The sequence below is a fragment of the Chromobacterium violaceum ATCC 12472 genome (assembly GCF_000007705.1).
GTDB lineage: Bacteria > Pseudomonadota > Gammaproteobacteria > Burkholderiales > Chromobacteriaceae > Chromobacterium > Chromobacterium violaceum.
Genome location: NC_005085.1, coordinates 4075042 through 4094088, shown reverse-complemented (window position 1 = coordinate 4094088; position 19047 = coordinate 4075042). Strand labels below are relative to the sequence as shown.

Annotated in this window: 20 protein-coding genes; 14 read left to right on the top strand and 6 right to left on the bottom strand. The window is 64.8% G+C overall.

Going from position 1 to position 19047, the window contains the following annotated elements; genetic code table 11:
* The first annotated feature begins 12 nt into the window (after positions 1-12).
* The 4 genes from folP to CV_RS18775 all read left to right on the top strand — a co-directional run bounded on the left by folP (position 13) and on the right by CV_RS18775 (position 4891).
* Positions 13-849 carry a dihydropteroate synthase gene (gene folP, locus CV_RS18790; RefSeq protein ID WP_011137343.1) on the top strand — a complete coding sequence of 279 codons (837 nt, stop codon included), beginning with the start codon at positions 13-15 and terminating at the stop codon, positions 847-849.
* Positions 850-936: 87 nt separating this feature from the next.
* Positions 937-2274: a phosphoglucosamine mutase gene (gene glmM, locus CV_RS18785; RefSeq protein ID WP_011137342.1), complete on the top strand. Its 1338-nt coding sequence runs from the start codon at positions 937-939 to the stop codon at positions 2272-2274.
* A 146-nt stretch (positions 2275-2420) separates the two neighbouring features.
* Positions 2421-4334 (top strand): ExeM/NucH family extracellular endonuclease, encoded by a 1914-nt coding sequence (locus CV_RS23685; protein WP_011137341.1) that lies wholly within the window; start codon positions 2421-2423, stop codon positions 4332-4334.
* Positions 4316-4891: a rhomboid family intramembrane serine protease gene (locus CV_RS18775; RefSeq protein WP_043596709.1), complete on the top strand. Its 576-nt coding sequence runs from the start codon at positions 4316-4318 to the stop codon at positions 4889-4891. Before CV_RS23685 ends, CV_RS18775 begins: the two co-directional genes overlap by 19 nt.
* Here CV_RS18775 and alr read toward each other — a convergent pair.
* Positions 4833-5906 (bottom strand): alanine racemase, encoded by a 1074-nt coding sequence (gene alr, locus CV_RS18770; RefSeq protein ID WP_011137340.1) that lies wholly within the window; start codon positions 5904-5906, stop codon positions 4833-4835. The two genes, CV_RS18775 and alr, sit on opposite strands and share 59 nt — an antisense overlap.
* Before the next feature lie 112 nt (positions 5907-6018).
* On the opposite strand from alr, the gene CV_RS18765 reads away from it, so the two are divergent.
* A complete protein-coding gene (locus CV_RS18765; RefSeq protein ID WP_011137339.1) occupies positions 6019-6636 on the top strand; it encodes a DedA family protein in 618 nt (205 codons plus the stop codon).
* 62 nt (positions 6637-6698) lie between these two features.
* Here the strand turns inward: CV_RS18765 and CV_RS18760 are convergent, their stop codons facing one another.
* Positions 6699-7025 carry an FKBP-type peptidyl-prolyl cis-trans isomerase gene (locus CV_RS18760; RefSeq protein ID WP_011137338.1) on the bottom strand — a complete coding sequence of 109 codons (327 nt, stop codon included), beginning with the start codon at positions 7023-7025 and terminating at the stop codon, positions 6699-6701.
* Between the two features lie 138 nt (positions 7026-7163).
* On the opposite strand from CV_RS18760, the gene CV_RS18755 reads away from it, so the two are divergent.
* Together CV_RS18755 and CV_RS18750 are read left to right on the top strand one after the other, a co-directional pair.
* Positions 7164-7949: a DUF2189 domain-containing protein gene (locus CV_RS18755; protein ID WP_011137337.1), complete on the top strand. Its 786-nt coding sequence runs from the start codon at positions 7164-7166 to the stop codon at positions 7947-7949.
* A 10-nt stretch (positions 7950-7959) separates the two neighbouring features.
* Complete coding sequence (locus CV_RS18750; RefSeq protein WP_011137336.1) at positions 7960-8910, top strand: D-2-hydroxyacid dehydrogenase; 951 nt, start codon at positions 7960-7962, stop codon at positions 8908-8910.
* 227 nt (positions 8911-9137) lie between these two features.
* On the opposite strand, the gene CV_RS18745 is transcribed toward CV_RS18750, so the two are convergent.
* The gene (locus tag CV_RS18745; protein WP_011137335.1) at positions 9138-9617 is read right to left on the bottom strand and encodes a DUF1841 family protein; all 480 of its coding nucleotides are present in this window, start codon (positions 9615-9617) and stop codon (positions 9138-9140) included.
* A gap of 116 nt (positions 9618-9733) precedes the next feature.
* Between CV_RS18745 and CV_RS18740 the strand changes: the two genes are divergently transcribed.
* Complete coding sequence (locus CV_RS18740; protein ID WP_011137334.1) at positions 9734-10213, top strand: glutathione peroxidase; 480 nt, start codon at positions 9734-9736, stop codon at positions 10211-10213.
* 47 nt (positions 10214-10260) lie between these two features.
* Here the strand turns inward: CV_RS18740 and trmB are convergent, their stop codons facing one another.
* Complete coding sequence (trmB, locus tag CV_RS18735; RefSeq protein ID WP_011137333.1) at positions 10261-10941, bottom strand: tRNA (guanosine(46)-N7)-methyltransferase TrmB; 681 nt, start codon at positions 10939-10941, stop codon at positions 10261-10263.
* Positions 10942-10978: 37 nt separating this feature from the next.
* Positions 10979-11896, bottom strand: a complete 918-nt coding sequence (locus CV_RS18730) for an SDR family oxidoreductase (protein WP_011137332.1) — start codon at positions 11894-11896, stop codon at positions 10979-10981.
* Between the two features lie 39 nt (positions 11897-11935).
* Between CV_RS18730 and CV_RS18725 the strand changes: the two genes are divergently transcribed.
* From CV_RS18725 to arcC, 6 genes are all read left to right on the top strand, one after another.
* A complete protein-coding gene (locus CV_RS18725) occupies positions 11936-12964 on the top strand; it encodes a CDP-6-deoxy-delta-3,4-glucoseen reductase (RefSeq protein WP_011137331.1) in 1029 nt (342 codons plus the stop codon).
* 178 nt (positions 12965-13142) lie between these two features.
* Positions 13143-13274, top strand: a complete 132-nt coding sequence (locus CV_RS23680; protein WP_099973774.1) for a DUF3149 domain-containing protein — start codon at positions 13143-13145, stop codon at positions 13272-13274.
* Between the two features lie 473 nt (positions 13275-13747).
* Positions 13748-15199, top strand: coding sequence for an arginine-ornithine antiporter (arcD, locus tag CV_RS18720; protein ID WP_043596707.1), 1452 nt, complete (start codon positions 13748-13750; stop codon positions 15197-15199).
* A gap of 71 nt (positions 15200-15270) precedes the next feature.
* On the top strand, positions 15271-16503 hold the full coding sequence (locus tag CV_RS18715; RefSeq protein WP_011137329.1) for an arginine deiminase: 1233 nt from the start codon (positions 15271-15273) through the stop codon (positions 16501-16503).
* A 141-nt stretch (positions 16504-16644) separates the two neighbouring features.
* Positions 16645-17655, top strand: a complete 1011-nt coding sequence (locus tag CV_RS18710) for an ornithine carbamoyltransferase (protein ID WP_011137328.1) — start codon at positions 16645-16647, stop codon at positions 17653-17655.
* A 147-nt stretch (positions 17656-17802) separates the two neighbouring features.
* Positions 17803-18747: a carbamate kinase gene (arcC, locus tag CV_RS18705; protein ID WP_011137327.1), complete on the top strand. Its 945-nt coding sequence runs from the start codon at positions 17803-17805 to the stop codon at positions 18745-18747.
* Positions 18748-18820: 73 nt separating this feature from the next.
* On the opposite strand, the gene CV_RS23860 is transcribed toward arcC, so the two are convergent.
* The gene (locus CV_RS23860) at positions 18821-18976 is read right to left on the bottom strand and encodes a hypothetical protein (RefSeq protein ID WP_011137326.1); all 156 of its coding nucleotides are present in this window, start codon (positions 18974-18976) and stop codon (positions 18821-18823) included.
* Positions 18977-19047: the final 71 nt, after the last annotated feature.

Genomic DNA, 19047 nt, shown 5'->3' with positions numbered 1-19047 from the left:
ACCAGAGTCAAAATGAAAACCTTGCAATGCGGGCGTTTCGCGCTCGAGTTGTCCCGTCCGCTGGTGATGGGCATCCTGAATGTCACGCCGGATTCCTTCTCCGACGGCGGCCGCTTCAACCGCATCGACGACGCGCTCGCGCGCGCCGAGGCGATGCTGGCCGAAGGCGCGGACATCCTCGACATCGGCGGCGAGTCCACCCGCCCCGGCGCGCCTTTCGTCAGCGCGGAAGAGGAGATGGCGCGGGTGCTGCCGGTGCTGGAGAAGCTGCGCGGCATCGGCGTGCCGCTGTCGCTGGACACGCGCCGGGCCGAGGTGATGCGCGAGGCATTGCTGCTGGGCGCGGTGGATTTGATCAACGACGTGTCCGCGCTGGAAGACGAGGGCGCGTTGCCGCTGGTTGCCGCCAGCCGCGCCGCGGTGTGCCTGATGCATAAGCAGGGCAACCCGGACACGATGCAAGACCGGCCCGAATATGGCGACGTGGTGGCCGAGGTGGCCGATTACCTGAAGCGCCGGGTCCAGCTGTGTCTGGACGCCGGCATCGTCCGCGAGCGTCTGTTGGTCGATCCGGGCTTCGGCTTCGGCAAGACGCTGGAGCACAATCTGGCCTTGCTCAAACGGCTGGACGAGATCGAACGCATCGCCGGCGCGCCGCAGCTGGTGGGCCTGTCGCGCAAGTCCATGCTGGGCGCGATCACGGGCGAGCGTGAGCCCTCCCTGCGGCTGGGCGCCAGCGTCGCCGCGGCGCTGGAGTCGGCGCGGCGCGGCGCGGCGGTGATCCGCGTGCACGATGTCCAGGCGACTCGGCAGGCGCTGCAACTGTGGCAGGCGCTGCGGGATTCTTGATTTGAAGCTGGTTTTCCACCCGGCGGTGGTGGCAAAATGGCGGGCATCGAGCCTGTCAAGGCATTGAACCGATACAGAGAATACTGAATGAGTCGCAAATATTTCGGCACCGATGGCGTGCGCGGCGAGGTCGGCAAATTTCCGATCACGCCCGAATTCGTGATGAAGCTGGGTTACGCGGCCGGCCGCGTGCTGGTCAACCATGACCAGGACAGCCGTCCCACCGTGCTGATCGGCAAGGACACCCGTATTTCCGGTTATATGCTGGAAGCGGCGCTGCAAGCTGGTTTTACCGCCGCCGGCGTCAACGTGCTGTTGACCGGCCCGTTGCCGACGCCCGGCATCGCCTACCTGACCCGCGCGCTGCGGCTGGAGGCCGGCGTGGTGATCTCCGCCTCGCACAATCCATTCCAGGATAACGGCATCAAGTTCTTCGCCGAAGGCGGCAACAAGCTGGACGACGCGTTGGAGCTGGAGATCGAGGCGATGCTGGACCAGCCCATGGCCACCAATCCGTCGCTGGAGCTGGGCCGTGCCCGCCGCATCGACGGCGCCGCCGAGCGCTACATCGAATTCTGCAAGAGCACCTTCCCCAACGAGCTCAGCCTGAAGGGCTTGAAGTTGGTGGTCGACTGCGCCAACGGCGCCACTTACCACATCGCCCCCAAGGTGTTTCACGAGCTGGGGGCCGAGCTGGTGGAGATCGGCTGCGAACCCAACGGCTACAACATCAACGACAAGGTGGGCGCCACCTATCCCAAGACCTTGCAGATGGCGGTGCTGGAGCACCAGGCCGACTTCGGCATCGCGCTGGACGGCGACGGCGACCGCCTGATCATGGTGGACGCCGCCGGCCGCGTCTACGATGGCGACCAGCTGATCTACGTGATCGCCAAGGCGCGCGCCGCGCGCGGCGAATTGAAGGGCGGCGTGGTCGGCACCGTGATGACCAATATGGCGATGGAGCTGGCGCTGCAAAAGCAGGGCGTGCCCTTTGGCCGCGCCAAGGTAGGCGACCGCTACGTGCTGGAAATGCTGCATGCGGACGGCTGGCAGGTGGGCGGCGAGGCGTCCGGCCATATTCTTTGCCTGGACAAGCACAGCACCGGCGACGGCATCATTTCCAGCCTGCAGGTGCTGGCCAGCCTGAAGCAGCTGGGCTTGAGCCTGGCCGAGATCTGCGCCGACTGGCGGCCATTCCCGCAGACGCTGATCAATGTGCGCCACAACGGCTGCGACTGGAAGGCCGCCTCGGCGGCGCCGCTGGCCGAGGCCGAGGCCGCGCTGCAGGGCCGCGGCCGCGTGGTGTTGCGCCCATCCGGCACCGAGCCGGTGGTGCGGGTGATGGTGGAGGCCGACGACAAGGCCCTGGCCGACACCTGGGCGAAAGCCATTGCCGCGGCGATCGAGAAAGTCTCTGCCTGAGCGTTCCGTCGCGCGGTCTGAAAAGAATGCCGACCTGTACGGGTTGGCATTTTTTTCATCCAAAATTTGTTTTCCGATAATAATAAACTTGAATGTCATCAATCTGTGGATAGAATTGCCGCACCTCTACTCAGGATGACAACAAGATGAGAACAATAGCCGCATTTCCCCTTTCCCGCGCCGCCGTCGCGGCTGCGCTGGCGCTCGCCGGCCTGCAGGCGCATGCCGCCTGCAGCTTGCCGGACGCGCGCATCCACCAGGTCCAGGGCAATGGCGCTCAAAGCCCGATGCAGGGCAAGACCGTCGCCGTGCAGGGCGTGGTCAGCAGCCTGCTGTACGGCAAGGACGGCCCGGTGGGCTTTTTCATCCAGGAAGCGCCGCAGAACCAGGACGCCGACCCCGCCACTTCAGAGGGCATCTACGTCTATACCGGCAAGCTGGCGCTGCCGGCGCTGAAGGCCGGCGACGTGGTCGGCGTGCGCGGAAAGGTGCTGGAATTCGGCCGCAAGGGCGACACGCGCACCGAAACCCAGCTGCAGCCGGCTGCCGCCGGCGATGTGCAGGCGTGCGGCTATCAGGGCGAGCTGGCGCCGGTGGCATTGCGCCTGCCGCTGAGCGGCGACGCGGCCCAGCTGGAGTCGCTGGCCGGCATGGCGGTCAAGTTCGAGCAGCCGCTGTATGTCATCGACAGCTACAACTACGGCCGCTACGGCGAGCTGACCTTGTCCAGCCAGCCGCGGCAATGGGTGCCTACCCAGCGCTATCGCCCCGGCAGCGCCGAGGCCCAGGCGCTGCGCGCCGCCAATCCGCGCGACCGCGTGCTGCTGGATGACGGAAAAACCTGGCAGAACGCCGACGCCTGGCTGCCCGCTCCCGGAGGCTTGTCGGCAGCCAATACGCTGCGGGTGGGGGATAGACTGGATGGCCTCGCCGGCGTGGTGTCGTTCAGCAACGGCGCTTATCGCGTGCAGCCGCTGTCCCCGCCGCAGGTATCGGCTGCCAATGCGCGCTCGGCGGCGCCGGCGCGAAAGGCGGGCCACCTGCGGGTGGCCAGCTTCAACGTGCTCAATTTTTTCAACGGCGACGGATTGGGGGGCGGCTTTCCGACCGAGCGCGGCGCGAAGACCCGCGACGACTTCCTGCGGCAGAAGGCCAAGATCGTCAGCGCCATCCGCCAGCTGGACGCCGACGTGCTGGGTCTGATGGAACTGGAAAACGACGGATTCGGCCCGCAATCGGCGGTGAAGGAGCTGGTCGACGCGTTGAATGCCGGCCAGGCGGCCGACAAGCAATATCGCTTCGTCGATCCCGGCTTGCCGAAGATCGGCACCGACGCCATCACCACCGGCATGCTCTACCGTCCGTCGCGGGTGAAGCCCGACGGCGCCGCGCAGGCGCTGACGGTGGGCGATCCGGGCAAGAACCGCCTCAGCCTGGCGCAAACTTTCGCCGCCGACGGCAAGAAGCTGACGCTGGTGGTCAACCATCTGAAGTCCAAGGGCAGCAGCTGCGATCAGGTCAAGGTGGATGGCGCGCCCGACGCGGATACCGGCGACGGCCAGGGCAATTGCAATCTGACCCGTGTGCAGGCCGCGCGCGATCTGGTGAAGTGGGCGAAGCAGCGCGGCGCGTCCGCCAAGGAAGGGCTGCTGGTGATGGGCGACATGAACGCCTACGCCAAGGAGGACCCGATCCGCGCCTTCGAGGACGGCGGCTTGTCCAATCTGCTGGCGCGTTTCCAGAAGGACGCCTACTCCTATGTTTACCAGGGCGAGTCCGGCAACCTCGACCATGCGCTGGCCGACGCTTCGCTGGTCAAATGGGTGGCCGACGCCGGTGAATGGCACATCAACGCCGATGAGCCGACCGCGCTCGAATACGGCAGCGAGTTCAAGTCCGCCGAGCAGCGGCAGAATTACTACGCGCCCGACGCCTACCGTTCGTCCGACCACGACCCCTTGTACGTGGATCTGCAGCTGGTCCCGATCGCCGGCGCCGACGAGGTCGCCCTGGGCATGCTCGGTCTCGCCGGTTTCCTGGCTTGGCGCCGACGCAGGTGAGGCTGCCGCCGGCCAGCCTGTTGCCGGCGCTGCTGCCGCTGCTGGCGCCTTGGGGCGAGGCGGCGCGGCGCTGGCTCTTCAATCCGTCCATAGACGGCGAGTGGTGGAGGGCTTTCACCGCCAGTTGGGTGCATGCCGACTGGCGGCACGCGGCATTGAACAGCGCCAGCTTGCTATTACTGGCCGGCCTGGGCGGGCGGCGCGCGGCCTGGGCGTTGTGCGCGCTGGCGTTGCTATTGCCCTGGCTGATCGCAGGGCTGCAGATGATCCCGCCCGAACCGCAGCCTTTCCTCGGCGCATCGGGCGTGGTTTATGGCTGGTGGGCGGCAGTGGCCTGGTTGAAGCGGAGCGAAACCGCCGGCCCTTGGCTGGCGGCGGCGCTGCTGTTGCGTTTGGCTTGGCAGGGCATGTGGCCGAATCTGGGGCCGGGCGGCGAGCCGGTGCTGTGGTCGGCGCATGTCTGCGGCGCCTTGCTGGCGCCGCCGCTGCTGCTTGGACTCAGCTGCGCACGACGCGCGGTACCCGCGGCATCACCGCGCTCATCAGCTCGTAGCTGATGGTGCCGGCGGCCGCGGCCACTTTCTCTATCGGCGCGTTTGGCCCCCACAGCTCCACCCGGCTGCCGACGCCGGCCTGGGGCAGATGGCTGATATCCACCGTCAGCATGTCCATCGATACCCGGCCCGCCAGTCGACAGGGTTGGCCGTCCACCGCCGCCGGCGCGCCGTTGGCGGCGACGCGAGGATAGCCGTCGGCGTAGCCGCAGGCGACCACGCCGATGCGCATGGCCCGGTCGGCGATGAAACGCCGGCCGTAGCCCACCGCGTCGCCGGGTTGCAGCTGTTGCACGGCGATGATGTCGGCCGACAGCGTCATCGCCGGCATCAGGCCGAGGCCGGCGCCGGTTTCGTTTTCGAACGGCGAGGCGCCGTAGAGCACGATGCCGGGGCGGCCGATGTCGCCGTGGGTATGCGGATGGCGCAGCAGTGCGGCGGAATTGGCGGCGCAGACCTTCAGTCCGCTGGCGACGGCCACCGGCTCGAAGCGGGCCCATTGCTCGGCGACGCCGTAATCTTCATCGGCGGTGGCGAAGTGGGTCATGACCGCGGTCAGCCGCGCGCCGGGCAGCGCCTGCAACCGGGCTTGGGCGGCGGCGGCCTCTTGCGGGCGGAAACCCAGCCGGTTCATGCCGCTGTTGATTTTCAGCCAGACGTCGATGGGCCGATCCGCGGAACCTTTGGCCAGCCAGTCCATCTGTTGTTGTGAGTGGACCGCGCCGCCCAGGCGGTAATCGGCCATCGCGGCGGCTTCGGCCGCGTCGAACGGTCCCTCCAGCAGCGAGATGGGGTGATCGAATCCCGCTTCGCGCAGGCGCACGGCATCTTCGATATTGAGCAGGGCAAAACCGTCGGCCTGATCGGCCAACGCCTTTGCAGTGTCCAATAAGCCGTGGCCGTAGGCGTTCGCCTTGATCACGGCGAACAGGCTGCGGGCCTGGGAATGCTGGCGGGTGAACAGGAAATTATGGCGGATGGCCGGGAGGGAAATCTCCAGCCGGATAGGGCGTGTCATGTCAAGAAAGCGTGTAGGAGAGGTGTGCTATTATACACCTCCGTGCATGGACATTAGCCGCCCAGCCGCTTGATCGCGACGATTTGGAATGAGCCGGCGGACGGAATACTAGATGGATACTCTGCAGATACTTCTCGATTTTTTCGCTGGCTACGGCTACGTGGCTGTGTTCGCGGTGTTGCTGGTTTGCGGTTTCGGGGTGCCGATTCCCGAGGACATCACCCTGGTGGCCGGCGGCGTGATTTCTGGCCTGGGCTACGCCAATGTGCATTACATGTTCGTGGTCGGCATGGCCGGCGTGCTGGTCGGCGACGGCATCATGTTTCTGGCCGGGCGGATCTTCGGCCACAAGGTGCTGCGCTTCAAGCCCATCGCCCGCATCCTGACCCAGGAACGCTTCGAGGCGGTGCAGGAGAAGTTCGAGAAATACGGCAACTGGGTGCTGTTCGTCGCCCGTTTCCTGCCAGGCCTGCGTTCCCCGATCTTCATCACCGCCGGCATGACCCGGCGCGTGTCCTATTGGCGCTTCCTGATCATGGATGGCTTCGCCGCGCTGATCTCGGTGCCGGTCTGGGTCTATCTTGGCTATTATGGCGCGGCGAACCGCGACTGGCTGATGACGATGGTGCACCGCGGCCAAGCGGGGATCCTGACCGTGGTGGCGGTGCTGCTGCTGGTGGTCGGCTTCGTCTGGCTCAAACGCCGCCGCATGTCCTGCGCGAAGAAATAAGCATCCGGCAATGCAAATGAAAAGGCCATCCTTGCGGATGGCCTTTTTGCCGTCAGGGCGGATCAGCCTACCTGCAGCAGCTCCACTTCGAACACCAGCGTCGCGTGCGGCGGAATCACGCCGCCTGCGCCGCGCGCGCCGTAACCCAGCTCGGACGGGATGGTCAGCTTGCGCTTGCCGCCCACCTTCATGCCCTGCACGCCCTGGTCCCAGCCCTTGATCACGTAGCCGGCGCCCAGCGGGAAGCTGAACGGCTGCATGCGGTCCTTGCTGGAGTCGAACTTGGTGCCATCGGTCAGCCAGCCGGTGTAATGGACGGTGACTTCCTGGCCGGTGACGGCTTCGGCGCCTTCGCCGACCTGCAATTCTTCGATGATCAGTTCGCTCATGGTATTTCCTTCCACGGGTAGGGTGTTGACCGCGCGATTGTAGCAGCCGGCCGGCCGATTTGTGTTTTCCCCTGTGTGGCATATAACGAAAATCAGAGCGTTCGTCTCTATTTTCCACGCGATGCAAGGGGGTGTGCCATGGATGTCACTCACCGCGATGTTCCGCCCGTGCGCCCGGTGGCGCGCAAGGTGGAGCTGCGACAGCCGCTGCTGTGGCTGAAAAGGGGATTCCGAGATTTCCAGAAGGCGCCGGCCGACTGCCTGTTCTACGGCGCGGTCTTCGTCCTGATGGGCTATCTGCTGGGCGCCTATGTCGATCAGGCGCCGGAACTGGTGATCACGTTCACCACCATCTTCCTGCTGGCCGGCCCCTTCCTGGCGATCGGCCTGTACGACATCGCCAAGCAGATGGAGGCCTTCGACGGACACGGACGAGTTAAGCTGCTGCACAGCATGGCCGCCTGGCGCGTCAACATGCCGGGCTTCAGCCTGTACGCGGTGCTGCTGGCGGTGCTGGTGTTCGGCTGGTTCCGCGTGTCGCTGCTGATGTTCGCGCTGTTTTACGATACGGCGGCGCTGCCCAATCTGAACGAGATCGTCGCCGACGCGTTCAATCCGGACAACCTGGAATTCCTGATCGCCTACTTCGCCGTCGGCTTTCTGTTCGCCCAGCTGGTGTTTTCGGTCAGCGTGGTGGCCATCCCGCTGCTGCTGGACAAGGAGGTGGACACCATCACCGCGATGATCGCCAGCGTGCAGGCGGTGTACCGCAACCTGCTGACGATGGGCGTCTGGGCCGCTATCATAGTCGCGATGACGGTGGTGGGCTTCGCCACCTATTACCTGGGCCTGATCATCATCATGCCGGTGCTGGCGCTGGCCAGCTGGCATGCTTATCGGGATCTGATCACCTTCGAGCGATGACCGCCACGCAATGACTCATAACGTCGTATTTCTGGACCGGGACAGCTTGCCTGTCCCGGTTCCCGTTTTTGGCTTCCCGGTTCATTACCGCGAATATCCGGCGACCGCCTCCGAGCAGCTCGCAGCCCATGCGGCCGGCGCCGACATCGTGATCAGCAACAAGGTGCCGCTGTCCCGCGAGGCCATCGCCGCACTGCCCGAACTCAGGCTGGTCGCCATCGCCGCCACCGGCTACAACCACGTCGATCTGGATGCCTGCCGCGAACGCGGCGTCGCGGTATGCAATATCCGCCATTACGGCGATCACACGGTGGCCGAGCACGCGTTTATGCTGATGATGGCGCTGATGAAGAATCTGCCCGCCTACCAGCGCGACGTCGCCGCCGGCGTGTGGAGCCAGTCGCGGCAGTTCTGCCATTTCGGCGCGCCGATACGCGAAGTGCGCGGCGCGACGCTGGCCATTGTCGGCAGCGGGGGGATAGGCGGACGGCTGGCGCAGATGGCGCGCGCCTTCGGCATGGAGGTGCTGTTCGCCGAACGCAAGGGCGCGACCCGGGTCAGGGAGGAGCGGGTGCCGTTCGACGAGGCGCTGGCCCGGGCCGACGTGGTGTCGTTGCATTGCCCGCTGACCGAGGAGACCCGCGGCATGATCGCCCAGCCTGAGCTGATGGCGATGAAGCCAGGAGCCATCCTGATCAATACCGCGCGCGGAGGCCTGGTGGATGAGGCCGATCTGGTGGCGGCGCTGAAATACGGACAGCTGGGCGGGGCCGGTTTCGACGTGCTGAGCAGCGAGCCGCCGTCGCCGGATAACCCTCTGCTTAAGGCGCGCCTGCCCAACCTGATCGTCACGCCGCACGTGGGCTGGGCCAGCGGCGAAGCGATGCGCCGGCTCGCCGCGCAGCTGGTCGCCAACATCGAGGCGTTCGTCGATGGACGGAAAGTAAACCGTTTAATTTAATCAGAAATTAGTGTTTTTGTGGTGATGCCTGTCATCCTTTGCAGGAAAACAAGCCGCCGCTGTCATGTTGGCTATGATTTTATTGTTTTTATTGAAAAAGAATTTGATGTATCTTACAGGTTGAGCTACTTTTAAATGGCTCGGTCGGTTCGCCGGCCTGAGCTGCCCCGCTTGTTACACCGTGGACAGTCCTCCTGCCACGGTGTCTTTTTGTCCGCTCGCCGCGTTTAGCCGTCGACGTCGTTTGGATTGATTCGCGGCGCATCCTCTTCGCCCATGCCCAGCTTGCCGCGCACGCAGCTGATGTAGCGGTTGACGTCCGGTCCGCCGCCGTAGCGCTGAGCGTGCCAGATCATCTCGCCCAGGCATTCCATGATCTCGTGCTGGGCGCGGTGTTCGTCGCCGTGGCGCAGCGCCAGCTGCGCGTACAGCGCGCGGATGCCGAAGGGCTGGTCGATGGAGCGCTGTTCCGCGATCGCCACGTGCAGGCCCAGGTGCAGGAAGGGATTGGTCTCGCCCATGTCCGGCGTCCATTCCTGCTCCATGAAGGCCTCCGGGTTTTCCAGGATGGGATGATACTCAGGGTGGTCTATAAGAATGGAGAGGACGATTTGTTCCAGGTCGGACAAGGGCTGGCTGGATTTGGATTTCTGCCAGGTGTCGAAGAAGAAGCGGCGCGCGTCCTGGCGGCTGGGGTTGAACAACATCGATAAAGACCTCGGGCGATTGCTGGCGCGCCCGGGACGGGCTTGCTCTGCAAGAGGATCTGGGTCGCAGGCGGCTGCCATTCCGGGCAGCGGCATTATACGGGAGGGAGCTTGCCATGACCACGCTCTACGATTTTAGCGCGCAGCGGGCCGACGGCGCCGAACAGGCGCTCTCGGCCTATGAGGGCAGGGTGGCCTTGCTGGTGAACACCGCCAGCGAGTGCGGCTATACCCGGCAATACGCGGGACTGCAGGAATTGCAGGACTATTTCGCCGGCCAGGCTTTCGTCGTGCTCGGTTTTCCCTGCAACCAGTTCGGCGGCCAGGAGCCGGGTGGCGAGGACGAGATCGTCGATTTCTGCCGCAGCCGTTTCGGCGTGTCCTTCCCGCTGTTCGCCAAGCTGCAGGTGAACGGAGACGGCGCGCATCCCTTGTGGCGCTGGTTGACCCAGGCCGATTCAGACCGTCCGCATCCGATCAAGTGGAACTTCACCAAGTTCCTGGTCGATGGCCGCGGCCGGGTGGTGAAGCGCTACGAGCCGGCGGTGGAGCCGCACGAGCTGGTAGACGACATCAAGGCGCTGCTGGCGAGGTGAAAGAAAAACGGCCCGCGCGAGCGGGCCGTGGCTGCAGAGCGGATCGCTTACTTGCGGCGGAAGATCACATCCCACACGCCATGGCCCAGCTTGATGCCGCGGGCTTCGAACTTGGTCAGCGGGCGGTAGTCCGGGCGCGGCGCGTAGCCGTCGGCGGTGTTTTCCAGATCGGCGTTGCCGTTCAGCACTTCCAGGATCTGGATCGCGTAGTCTTCCCAGTCGGTGGCGGCGTGGAAGTAGCCGCCCGGCTTCAGCTTCTTGGCCAGCTTTTCCACCAGCGGCGCCTGGATCAGCCGGCGCTTGTTGTGGCGTTTCTTGTGCCACGGATCCGGGAAGAAAATGTGCACGCCGTCCAGGCTGCCGTCGGCCAGCATATTGTCCAGCACTTCCACCGCGTCGTGGCGCATCAGCCGCAGATTGGTCAGCTCTTTTTCCGCGATCAGCTTGCACAGATTGCCGACGCCGGGGCCGTGCACCTCGATGCCCAGATAGTCATTGTCCGGGTTGGCGGCGGCGATCTCGGCGGTGGCGCCGCCCATGCCGAAGCCGATTTCCAGGATCTTGGGCGCGGCGCGGCCGAAGACCTGTTCCAGATCCATCGTTTCCGGACGGTACTCTATGCCCCACTTGGGCATGCCTTCGTCCATCGCCCGCTGCTGGCCTGCGGACAGATGGCCCTGGCGCAGCACAAAGCTGCGGATCGCGCGTTTGAAAGCCGGATTTTCCATTTTGCTGGCCTGCTGAAAACTCAAAAAAACCGCGATGTTACCGAATCTCGGCGTAGCTTGCGAGTATTGCCGACCGCCGGCCCTCGTCCCGCCGCAGCGCGGCCAGGTAGTCGAGCACGCTGGGCCAGCGCAGCCGGACGTCCAGCTCGCGCCGCATCCTGCTGTTGTCCAGGCGGCGGGATTCGGCCAGGAACGACCATTGCGACGGCGCGACGCGAGCCTTGACCTCCGCCCGAGGCAGCCGCGGCGGCATGGACAGGCCAAGCGTTTCCCCAAGCGCCGCGTACCACTGGCCGACCGGCATCGGCCTATCGTCGCAGGCGTTGTAGACGCGGATGCCGCGCCGGCGGCGCAAGGCCGCTACGCATAGCTGGGCCAGATCGTCGGCATGGATGTGGTTGCTCCAGCTGTCCTCGGCGTCGATGATCAGCGGCGCGCCGCTGGCAAAGCGCGACAGCGGCAGCCTCTCGTCGGCGTAGATGCCGGGCGCGCGCAGTATGGTCAGCGCGCAGCGGCGCCGGCAGGCGAAACGGCGCAGCTGGGCTTCGGCGTCGGCGCGGCGCTGCGCGCGTTCGTTGCGCGGACGAATCGCCGCGGCTTCGTCCAGCAGGCCGCCGCCGGCGTCGCCGTACACGCCGCTGGTGCTGATGTAGATCAATTGCTGTGGTATGCTGTCGGCTTTTGCCAGCGCGTACAACAACTTGCGCATTCTCGGGTCTGTCCGGCCATGGGCCGGGGGCGGGGCGGTCAGCAGCGCGGCGTCGGCCAGGCCGGCTAGCCGCTCCAGGCTGCCGGAGTCGTCGAGATCGCCGATCAGGGGCACGGCGCCCAGCGCGCGCCAGCGGGCGGCGGAGGCTTCGGTCCGGCACAGGGCCAATACCCGCCAATGCCGGAGCAGCAGCGGAAGGGCGCGCCGCGCGACATCGCCGGCGCCGATGATGAGCAAAGTACGCATGGTGGCATTTTAGCCAGAATTCGGGATTGAGAAACGATTATGACTTGCCAGGTGAAGGTGCTCCCCAGCGGGCATACATTCGGTGTCGAAGCGCATGAAACCATTCTTGAAGCCGCGCTGCGCCAGGGCGTGGGCCTGCCTTACGGCTGCCGCGACGGCGCCTGCGGCGCTTGCAAGGGCAAGGTGCTGGAAGGGGAAGTGAGCCAGGACGGCTTCCAGGAGAAGGCGCTGTCCGCGGCCGAGCGCGCTCAGGGCATGGCGCTGTTCTGCTGTTCCCGGCCCAAGGGCGATGTGAGCATCGAGGCCCGGGAAGTGACGGGCGTCGGCGACATCCAGATCAAGACGCTGCCGTGCCGGGTGGAAAAGATCGACAAGATCCATGACGTGGCGGTGCTGAAGCTGAAGCTGCCGGTGTCCGAGCGCTTGCAGTTCCGCGCCGGCCAGTACATCGATATCCTGATGAAGGACGGCAAGAAGCGCAGTTTCTCGATCGCCAACGCGCCGCATGACGATGCCTTCCTCGAGCTGCACATCCGCCATCAGCCCGGCGGCTCCTTCTCCGAGTACGTGTTCCACCAGATGAAGGAACGCGAGATCATGCGCTTCAAGGGGCCGATGGGTTCCTTCTTCCTGCGCGAAGAGTCGGACAAGCCCATCGTGCTGATCGCCAGCGGCACCGGCTTCGCGCCGGTCAAGGGCATCATCGAGCATGCCATCCACCACGGCATCACGCGGCCGATGCAGTTCTACTGGGGCGCCCGCACCAAGGCCGACCTCTATATGTCGGAACTGGCCGAAGGCTGGGCGGCCGCGCATCCGAACATCCGTTACATCCCGGTGTTGTCCGAGGCGCTGCCGGAAGACGGCTGGACCGGCCGCACCGGGTTCGTCCACCAGGCGGTGCTGGAAGACTTCGCCGATCTGTCCGGCCACCAAGTGTACGCCTGCGGCGCGCCGGTGATGGTGGAGGCGGCGCACGGCACCTTCATCCGCGAACGCGGCCTGCCCGAGGACGAGTTCTTCTCCGACGCCTTCTTCCTGGCCAAGGACATGGGCGGCGGCAAGTAAATACACAAGCTGCTGATCTGTATATGAAAAAGCCCCCGGCAATCGCCGGGGGCTTTTTGTTTGTCCTGCGTCAAAAGGCCGGGGCGAGCGGTTTGACCTGGGTCAATTCCACTAGTATCAGAGTGGTTATTATGTCGTTGGCAAGTTAACGGAGCCGCATGCCGGTGAGGAGGAAACCATGGAGTTGCTGACCCTGCTGTTGTCCGACGATGTCGGCCGTCTGAGCCTGATGACTATCGTGGTCGCCACCTTGGTGGCGTGCGGGGCTTTGTGGGTGATTTTCCGGAACATCAACAAGCCCGGCAAGTAAGGATTACCCCTGTCGTTTTTGGCATTTCCTCTTGATGTGTGTGTTGGCGGATACGGTGGTGGGCCGTATCCGTTTTTTTTTTGCGCCCGCCGGATTTTGTTCTACGTCAGATCAGCCTGGCTTCGGACTGTCCCTCCGCATTTCCTTTCCTATGCTTAAGAGCCGCCGGCCATGACGTGTCCGGCAACGGCGCCGATGCGCGGCGATACGGTCGCATCGGCGGATCAGGGTAGGGCGGGCGGCTGCGGGCGCGCGGTTTTCATCTTCCGGGACCGGGCGGCCATGACGCCTTAATGCAAGCCTTGGTCGCATTCCATTGAAGTCGCCGGATTGGCCGGCCGACCCGCTTGACGCAAATCAATCTAGCTATCGTCACCGCTGGAAAGCCTTGTTTTCCGGCGTATACCATAATTTCAGATGATAAGAATTTAATAATGTAATGCTCGGTTTACATCCCAGATTGGAGAATGAAAATGTCTACTGAAACTGCAACCCAAGCCGGCGTGGCCGAGGGCGGATCGCCCAGGCTGAAGCTGGGCGCGCTGACGGCGCTGGTCGTCGGCTCCATGATAGGTGGCGGCATCTTCTCGTTGCCGCAGAACATGGCGGCGGGCGCCGGCGCTGGCGCGATCCTGATCGGTTGGGCGATCACCTTCGTCGGCATGCTGGCGCTGGCCTTCGTGTTCCAGATGCTTGCCTCGCGCAAGCCTGAAGTGTCCGGCGGCGTGTACGGTTACGCCAAGGCCGGTTTCGGCGACTACATGGGCTTCAACTCGGCCTGGGGTTACTGGATTTCGGCCTGGATCGGCAACGTTTCCTATTTCGTCGTGATGTTCTCGGCGCTGGGCTTCTGGGTGCCGGCCTTCGGCGACGGCAACACGCCGATCGCCATCGCCTGCGCCTCGGTGCTGCTGTGGGCCCTGCACTTCCTGGTGCTGCGCGGCGTGCACGGCGCGGCCTTCATCAACACCATCACCACCATCGCCAAGCTGGTGCCGCTCGCGCTGTTCATCGCGCTGATCGTGTTCGCCTTCAAGGTGGATACCTTCAGCCTGGACTTCTGGGGCAGCGCCAAGCTCGGCTCCATCGTCGACCAGGTGAAGAGCACCATGCTGGTGACGGTATGGGTGTTCATCGGCATCGAGGGCGCGTCGATGTTCTCCGGCCGCGCCGAGAGCATGAAGGACGTGGGCAAGGCCACCGTGATCGGCTTCCTGCTGACCATCGCGCTGCTGGTCGCCGTGTCGGTGCTGTCGCTGGGCGTGATGACCCAGGCTGAGCTGGCCGCGCTGAAGAACCCGTCTACCGCCTACGTGCTGCAGAAAGCCTTCGGCACCTTCGGCGCCAACCTGATGAACGCGGGCCTGGTGATCTCCGTCGGCGGCGCGCTCTTGGCCTGGACCCTGCTGGCCGCCGAAGCGCCCTACCTCGCCGGCAAGGACGGCGTGATGCCCAAGGTGTTCGGCACCGTCAACGGCAACGACACCCCGGCCGCCTCGCTGTGGCTGACCAACGGCCTGATCCAGCTGTTCCTGCTGATCACGTTGAAGAGCTCGGCTGGCTACCTGGCGCTGCTGTCGCTGGCCACCTCGATGATCCTGATCCCCTACCTGCTGTGCGCCGGCTACTCCTGGCTGGTGGCGCAACGCGGCGAGGGCTATGCCCAAGGCGAGGCCCGCGGCAAGGAGCTGGGCACCGCCATCCTGGCCACCGTTTACGGCGCGTGGCTGATCTACGCCGCCGGACCCAAGTACCTGTTCCTGTCCATGGTGCTGTACGCCCCCGGCCTGCTGTTCTACCTGTGGGCCAAGAAGGAGCAGGGCCAGAAACCGTTCAACCTGATCGAAGCCGTGCTGGCCGCCATCGTGGTGGTGCTGGCGGTGATCGCGGTCTACATGCTGGCCACCGGTCAGATCGGCCTGTAAGCGAAAGATTTTGAAACCAGTGGGGGCGGATGCCCGCCCCCGAAGTCAGACAAGACTCAAGGAGTAGCGTTATGACCAAGTTTGGTGTTCATTCTGAATGCGGCAAGTTGCGCACCGTGATGGTGTGCCGTCCCGGCCTCGCCCACAAGCGCCTGACCCCCGACAATTGCCATGACCTGCTGTTCGACGACGTGATCTGGGTGGAGCGCGCGCAGAAGGACCACGCCTACATGGTCGAACAGATGCGCGCCCGCGGCATCGAGGTGATCGAGGTGCATGACGCGCTGGCCAAGGTGCTGGACGACAAGGCCGCCCGCAACTGGATCCTGGACCGCAAGGTCAAGGCCGACAACGTGGGCATCGGCATGCTGTCCGACCTGCGCAGCTGGCTGAACGAAATGCCGTCGTCGCAGCTGGCCGACCACCTGGTGGGCGGCATCGCCAAGTTCGAGCTGCCGTTCGACCCGAAAGGCCTGTTCGGCGGCTATCTGGACCGTTCCGACTTCGTGCTGCCCCCGATCCCGAACAGCCTGTTCCAGCGCGACCCGTCCTGCTGGATCTACGAGGGCGTGACGCTGAACCCGATGTATTGGCCGGCCCGCCGCCAGGAAACGCTGATCCTGCAATCGATCTACCAGTTCCACCCGTATTTCGCCGGCAAGGTGAACATCTGGTGGGGCGGCTGCGACACCGATCACGGCCCGGCCACGCTGGAAGGCGGCGACGTGATGCCTATCGGCAACGGCGTGGTGCTGATCGGCATGGGCGAGCGCACCAGCCCGCAGGCCGTGGTGCAAGTGGCCAAGCGCGTGCTGCACCGCGAGGGCGGCGCCAAGCGCGTGATCGCCTGCCAGATGCCCAAGTCCCGCGCGGCGATGCACCTGGACACCGTGTTCAGCTTCCTCGACATCGATCTGTTGTCGGTATTCCCGGACGTGGTGGACGAAATCACCTGCACCAGCATGTACGCCGGCGACCGCGAAGGCGAAATCCGCTTCGAGCGCCACGAGGGCGTGAAGCTGGTGGACGTGGTGCGCGAGGCGCTGAATCTCAAGGAAATCCGCGTGATCCAGACCGGCGGCGACGCCTACCAGCGCGAACGCGAGCAGTGGGACGACGGCAACAACGTGGTGGCGCTGGATCGCCGCGTGGTGGTGGCCTACGACCGCAACACCTACACCAACCGCCTGATGCGCGAGCACGGCGTGGAAGTGATCGAGATCCCGGCGTCCGAACTGGGCCGCGGCCGCGGCGGCGGCCACTGCATGACCTGCCCGATCATCCGCGACGAAGTGAAGGTGTAAGGCTGTATTTCCCGGCCGGCGAGTCCGGCCGGGGCTGAGAATCCGTATCTAGTTCTAGTTTGTTTGCAAAAAGACAGGTTGACCGCCGCTTCCCCCGGGGACGACGGCCCGCTTGCCCAGACTCTAATCAGGAGCAATATCATGGCTTTCAATCTGCGCAACCGTAACTTCCTGAAAATGCTGGACTTCACCCCGCGTGAAATCCGTTACCTGCTGGACCTGTCCCGCGATCTGAAGCGCGCCAAGTACAGCGGCACCGAACAGCAGCACCTGAAGGGCAAGAACGTCGCCCTGATCTTCGAAAAGACCTCCACCCGCACCCGCTGCGCGTTCGAGGTGGCCTGCTTCGACCAGGGCGCCAACGTGTCCTACATCGGGCCGTCCGGCTCGCAGATCGGCCACAAGGAATCGATGAAGGACACCGCCCGCGTGTTGGGCCGGATGTACGACGCCATCGAATACCGCGGCTACAGCCAGGACATGGTCGAGCATGAGTTGGCCGCCTACGCCGGCGTGCCGGTGTACAACGGGCTGACCGACGAATACCACCCGACCCAGATGCTGGCCGACGTGCTGACCATGTGGGAGCACAGCGACAAGCCGATCTCCCAGATCAGCTACACCTACCTCGGCGACGCCCGCAACAATATGGGCAACTCCCTGCTGGTGATCGGCTCCAAGCTGGGCATGGACGTGCGCATCGGCGCGCCGAAGCACCTGTGGCCGACCGACGAGCTGGTGGCCGAGTGCCGCGAGATCGCCAAGCGCACCGGCGCCCGCATCACGCTGACCGAAGATCCGAAGGAAGCCGTCAAGGGCACCGACTTCATCCACACCGACGTATGGGTGTCCATGGGCGAGCCGGCCGAAGTGTGGGCCGAGCGCATCCGTCTGCTGAAGCCGTACCAGGTCAACAGCGCGCTGATGGCCGCCTCCGGCAATCCGCAGGTGAAGTTCATGCACTGCCTGCCGGCCTTCCACAACAGCGAAACCAAGGTGGGCAAGGAAATCTCCGCCCAGTATCCGGAACTGGCCAACGGCATCGAGGTGACCGAGGACGTGTTCGAGTCCGAGGCTTGCATCGCCTTCGAGCAGGCCGAGAACCGCATGCACACCATCAAGGCCATCCTAGTATCCACCCTGGGCGATTGAGCCCGCGGGCCAAGCGCCTGGTTTCAGACGCTTTGCGATTGGGGTTGCATGGGGCCGGCAAGCCGGCCTGATCGAATACCGGCCGGCCAAGGACTCCTGACCGGAAGCCTTGGCCGGCGTGGTCAGAAGAATGAGGAAGGAAGCATTATGCGAGTCGTCGTAGCTTTGGGCGGCAACGCCCTGCAGCGTCGTGGCGAGGCCATGACCGCCGACAATCAGCGCGCCAACGTCAGAGTGGCCGCCGAACAACTGGCCGCCGTGACCCGGCTGGGCCACAACCTGGTGATGTGCCACGGCAACGGTCCGCAAGTGGGCCTGCTGGGGCTGCAGAACGATGCCTACGCCCGCCACGTGGACGACAAGGTGACGCCGTATCCGCTGGACGTGCTGGGCGCGCAGACCGAGGGCATGATCGGCTACATGGTCGAGCAGGAGCTGGGCAACGTGCTGCCGTTCGAGGTGCCGTTCGCCACCATCCTGACCCAGACCGAGGTGGACGCCAACGATCCGGCGTTCAAGAACCCGACCAAGTTCGTCGGCCCGGTCTACAGCAAGGAAGAGGCCGAGAAGCTGGCCGCGGAAAAAGGCTGGACAGTGAAGGCCGACGGCCAGTACTACCGCCGCGTGGTGCCGAGTCCGAAGCCGAAGCGCATTTTCGAGATGCGCCCGATCAAGTGGCTGATCGAGAAGGGCGCGGTGGTGATCGCGGCCGGCGGCGGCGGCATCCCCACCATGTACCAGGGCGACAAGCTGGTCGGCGTGGAGGCGGTGATCGACAAGGATTTGGCTTCCGCGCTGCTGGCGCGCGAGATCGAGGCCGACTACTTCGTGATCGCCACCGACGTGAAGACCGTGTTCGTCGGCTGGGGCACGCCCGAGGCCAAGGCCATCCGCCAGGCCCATCCGGACGAGATGGACAAGCTGGGCTTCGCCGCCGGCTCCATGGGGCCGAAAGTGGAGGCCGCCTGCGAGTTCGCCCGCCTGACCGGCAAGAAGGCGGTGATCGGCGCGCTGGAAGACATCGAGAAGATCGTCAAGGGCGAAGCCGGCACCATCATCTCCACCGAGAAGCAGGGCATCGAGTGGTATTGAACGGGCGCGGAAATCCGAGCCGAGAGAAAGGGCTGCCTGGGGCAGCCCTTTTCGCATGCGGACGCCGGCAGGATCATTCCGTCTTGAGCTGGCGGATCAGCTCCTCCAGTTCGGCAGGGTCGGGGGGCAGGCCGTCGCGGTCCGGCGCGGACTCGGCGCCCGGCGTTTTGAGATTGCCCTGCGCGACGGCATCGGTGATCTGGTCGTTGACTGCGGTGGGGAACGCCATGGCCGGTCTCCTTGCTTGAGTGTGGCGGATATTCAGATTAGCCGTCCGGCCGGCTGGCCGGAATCGTTGCA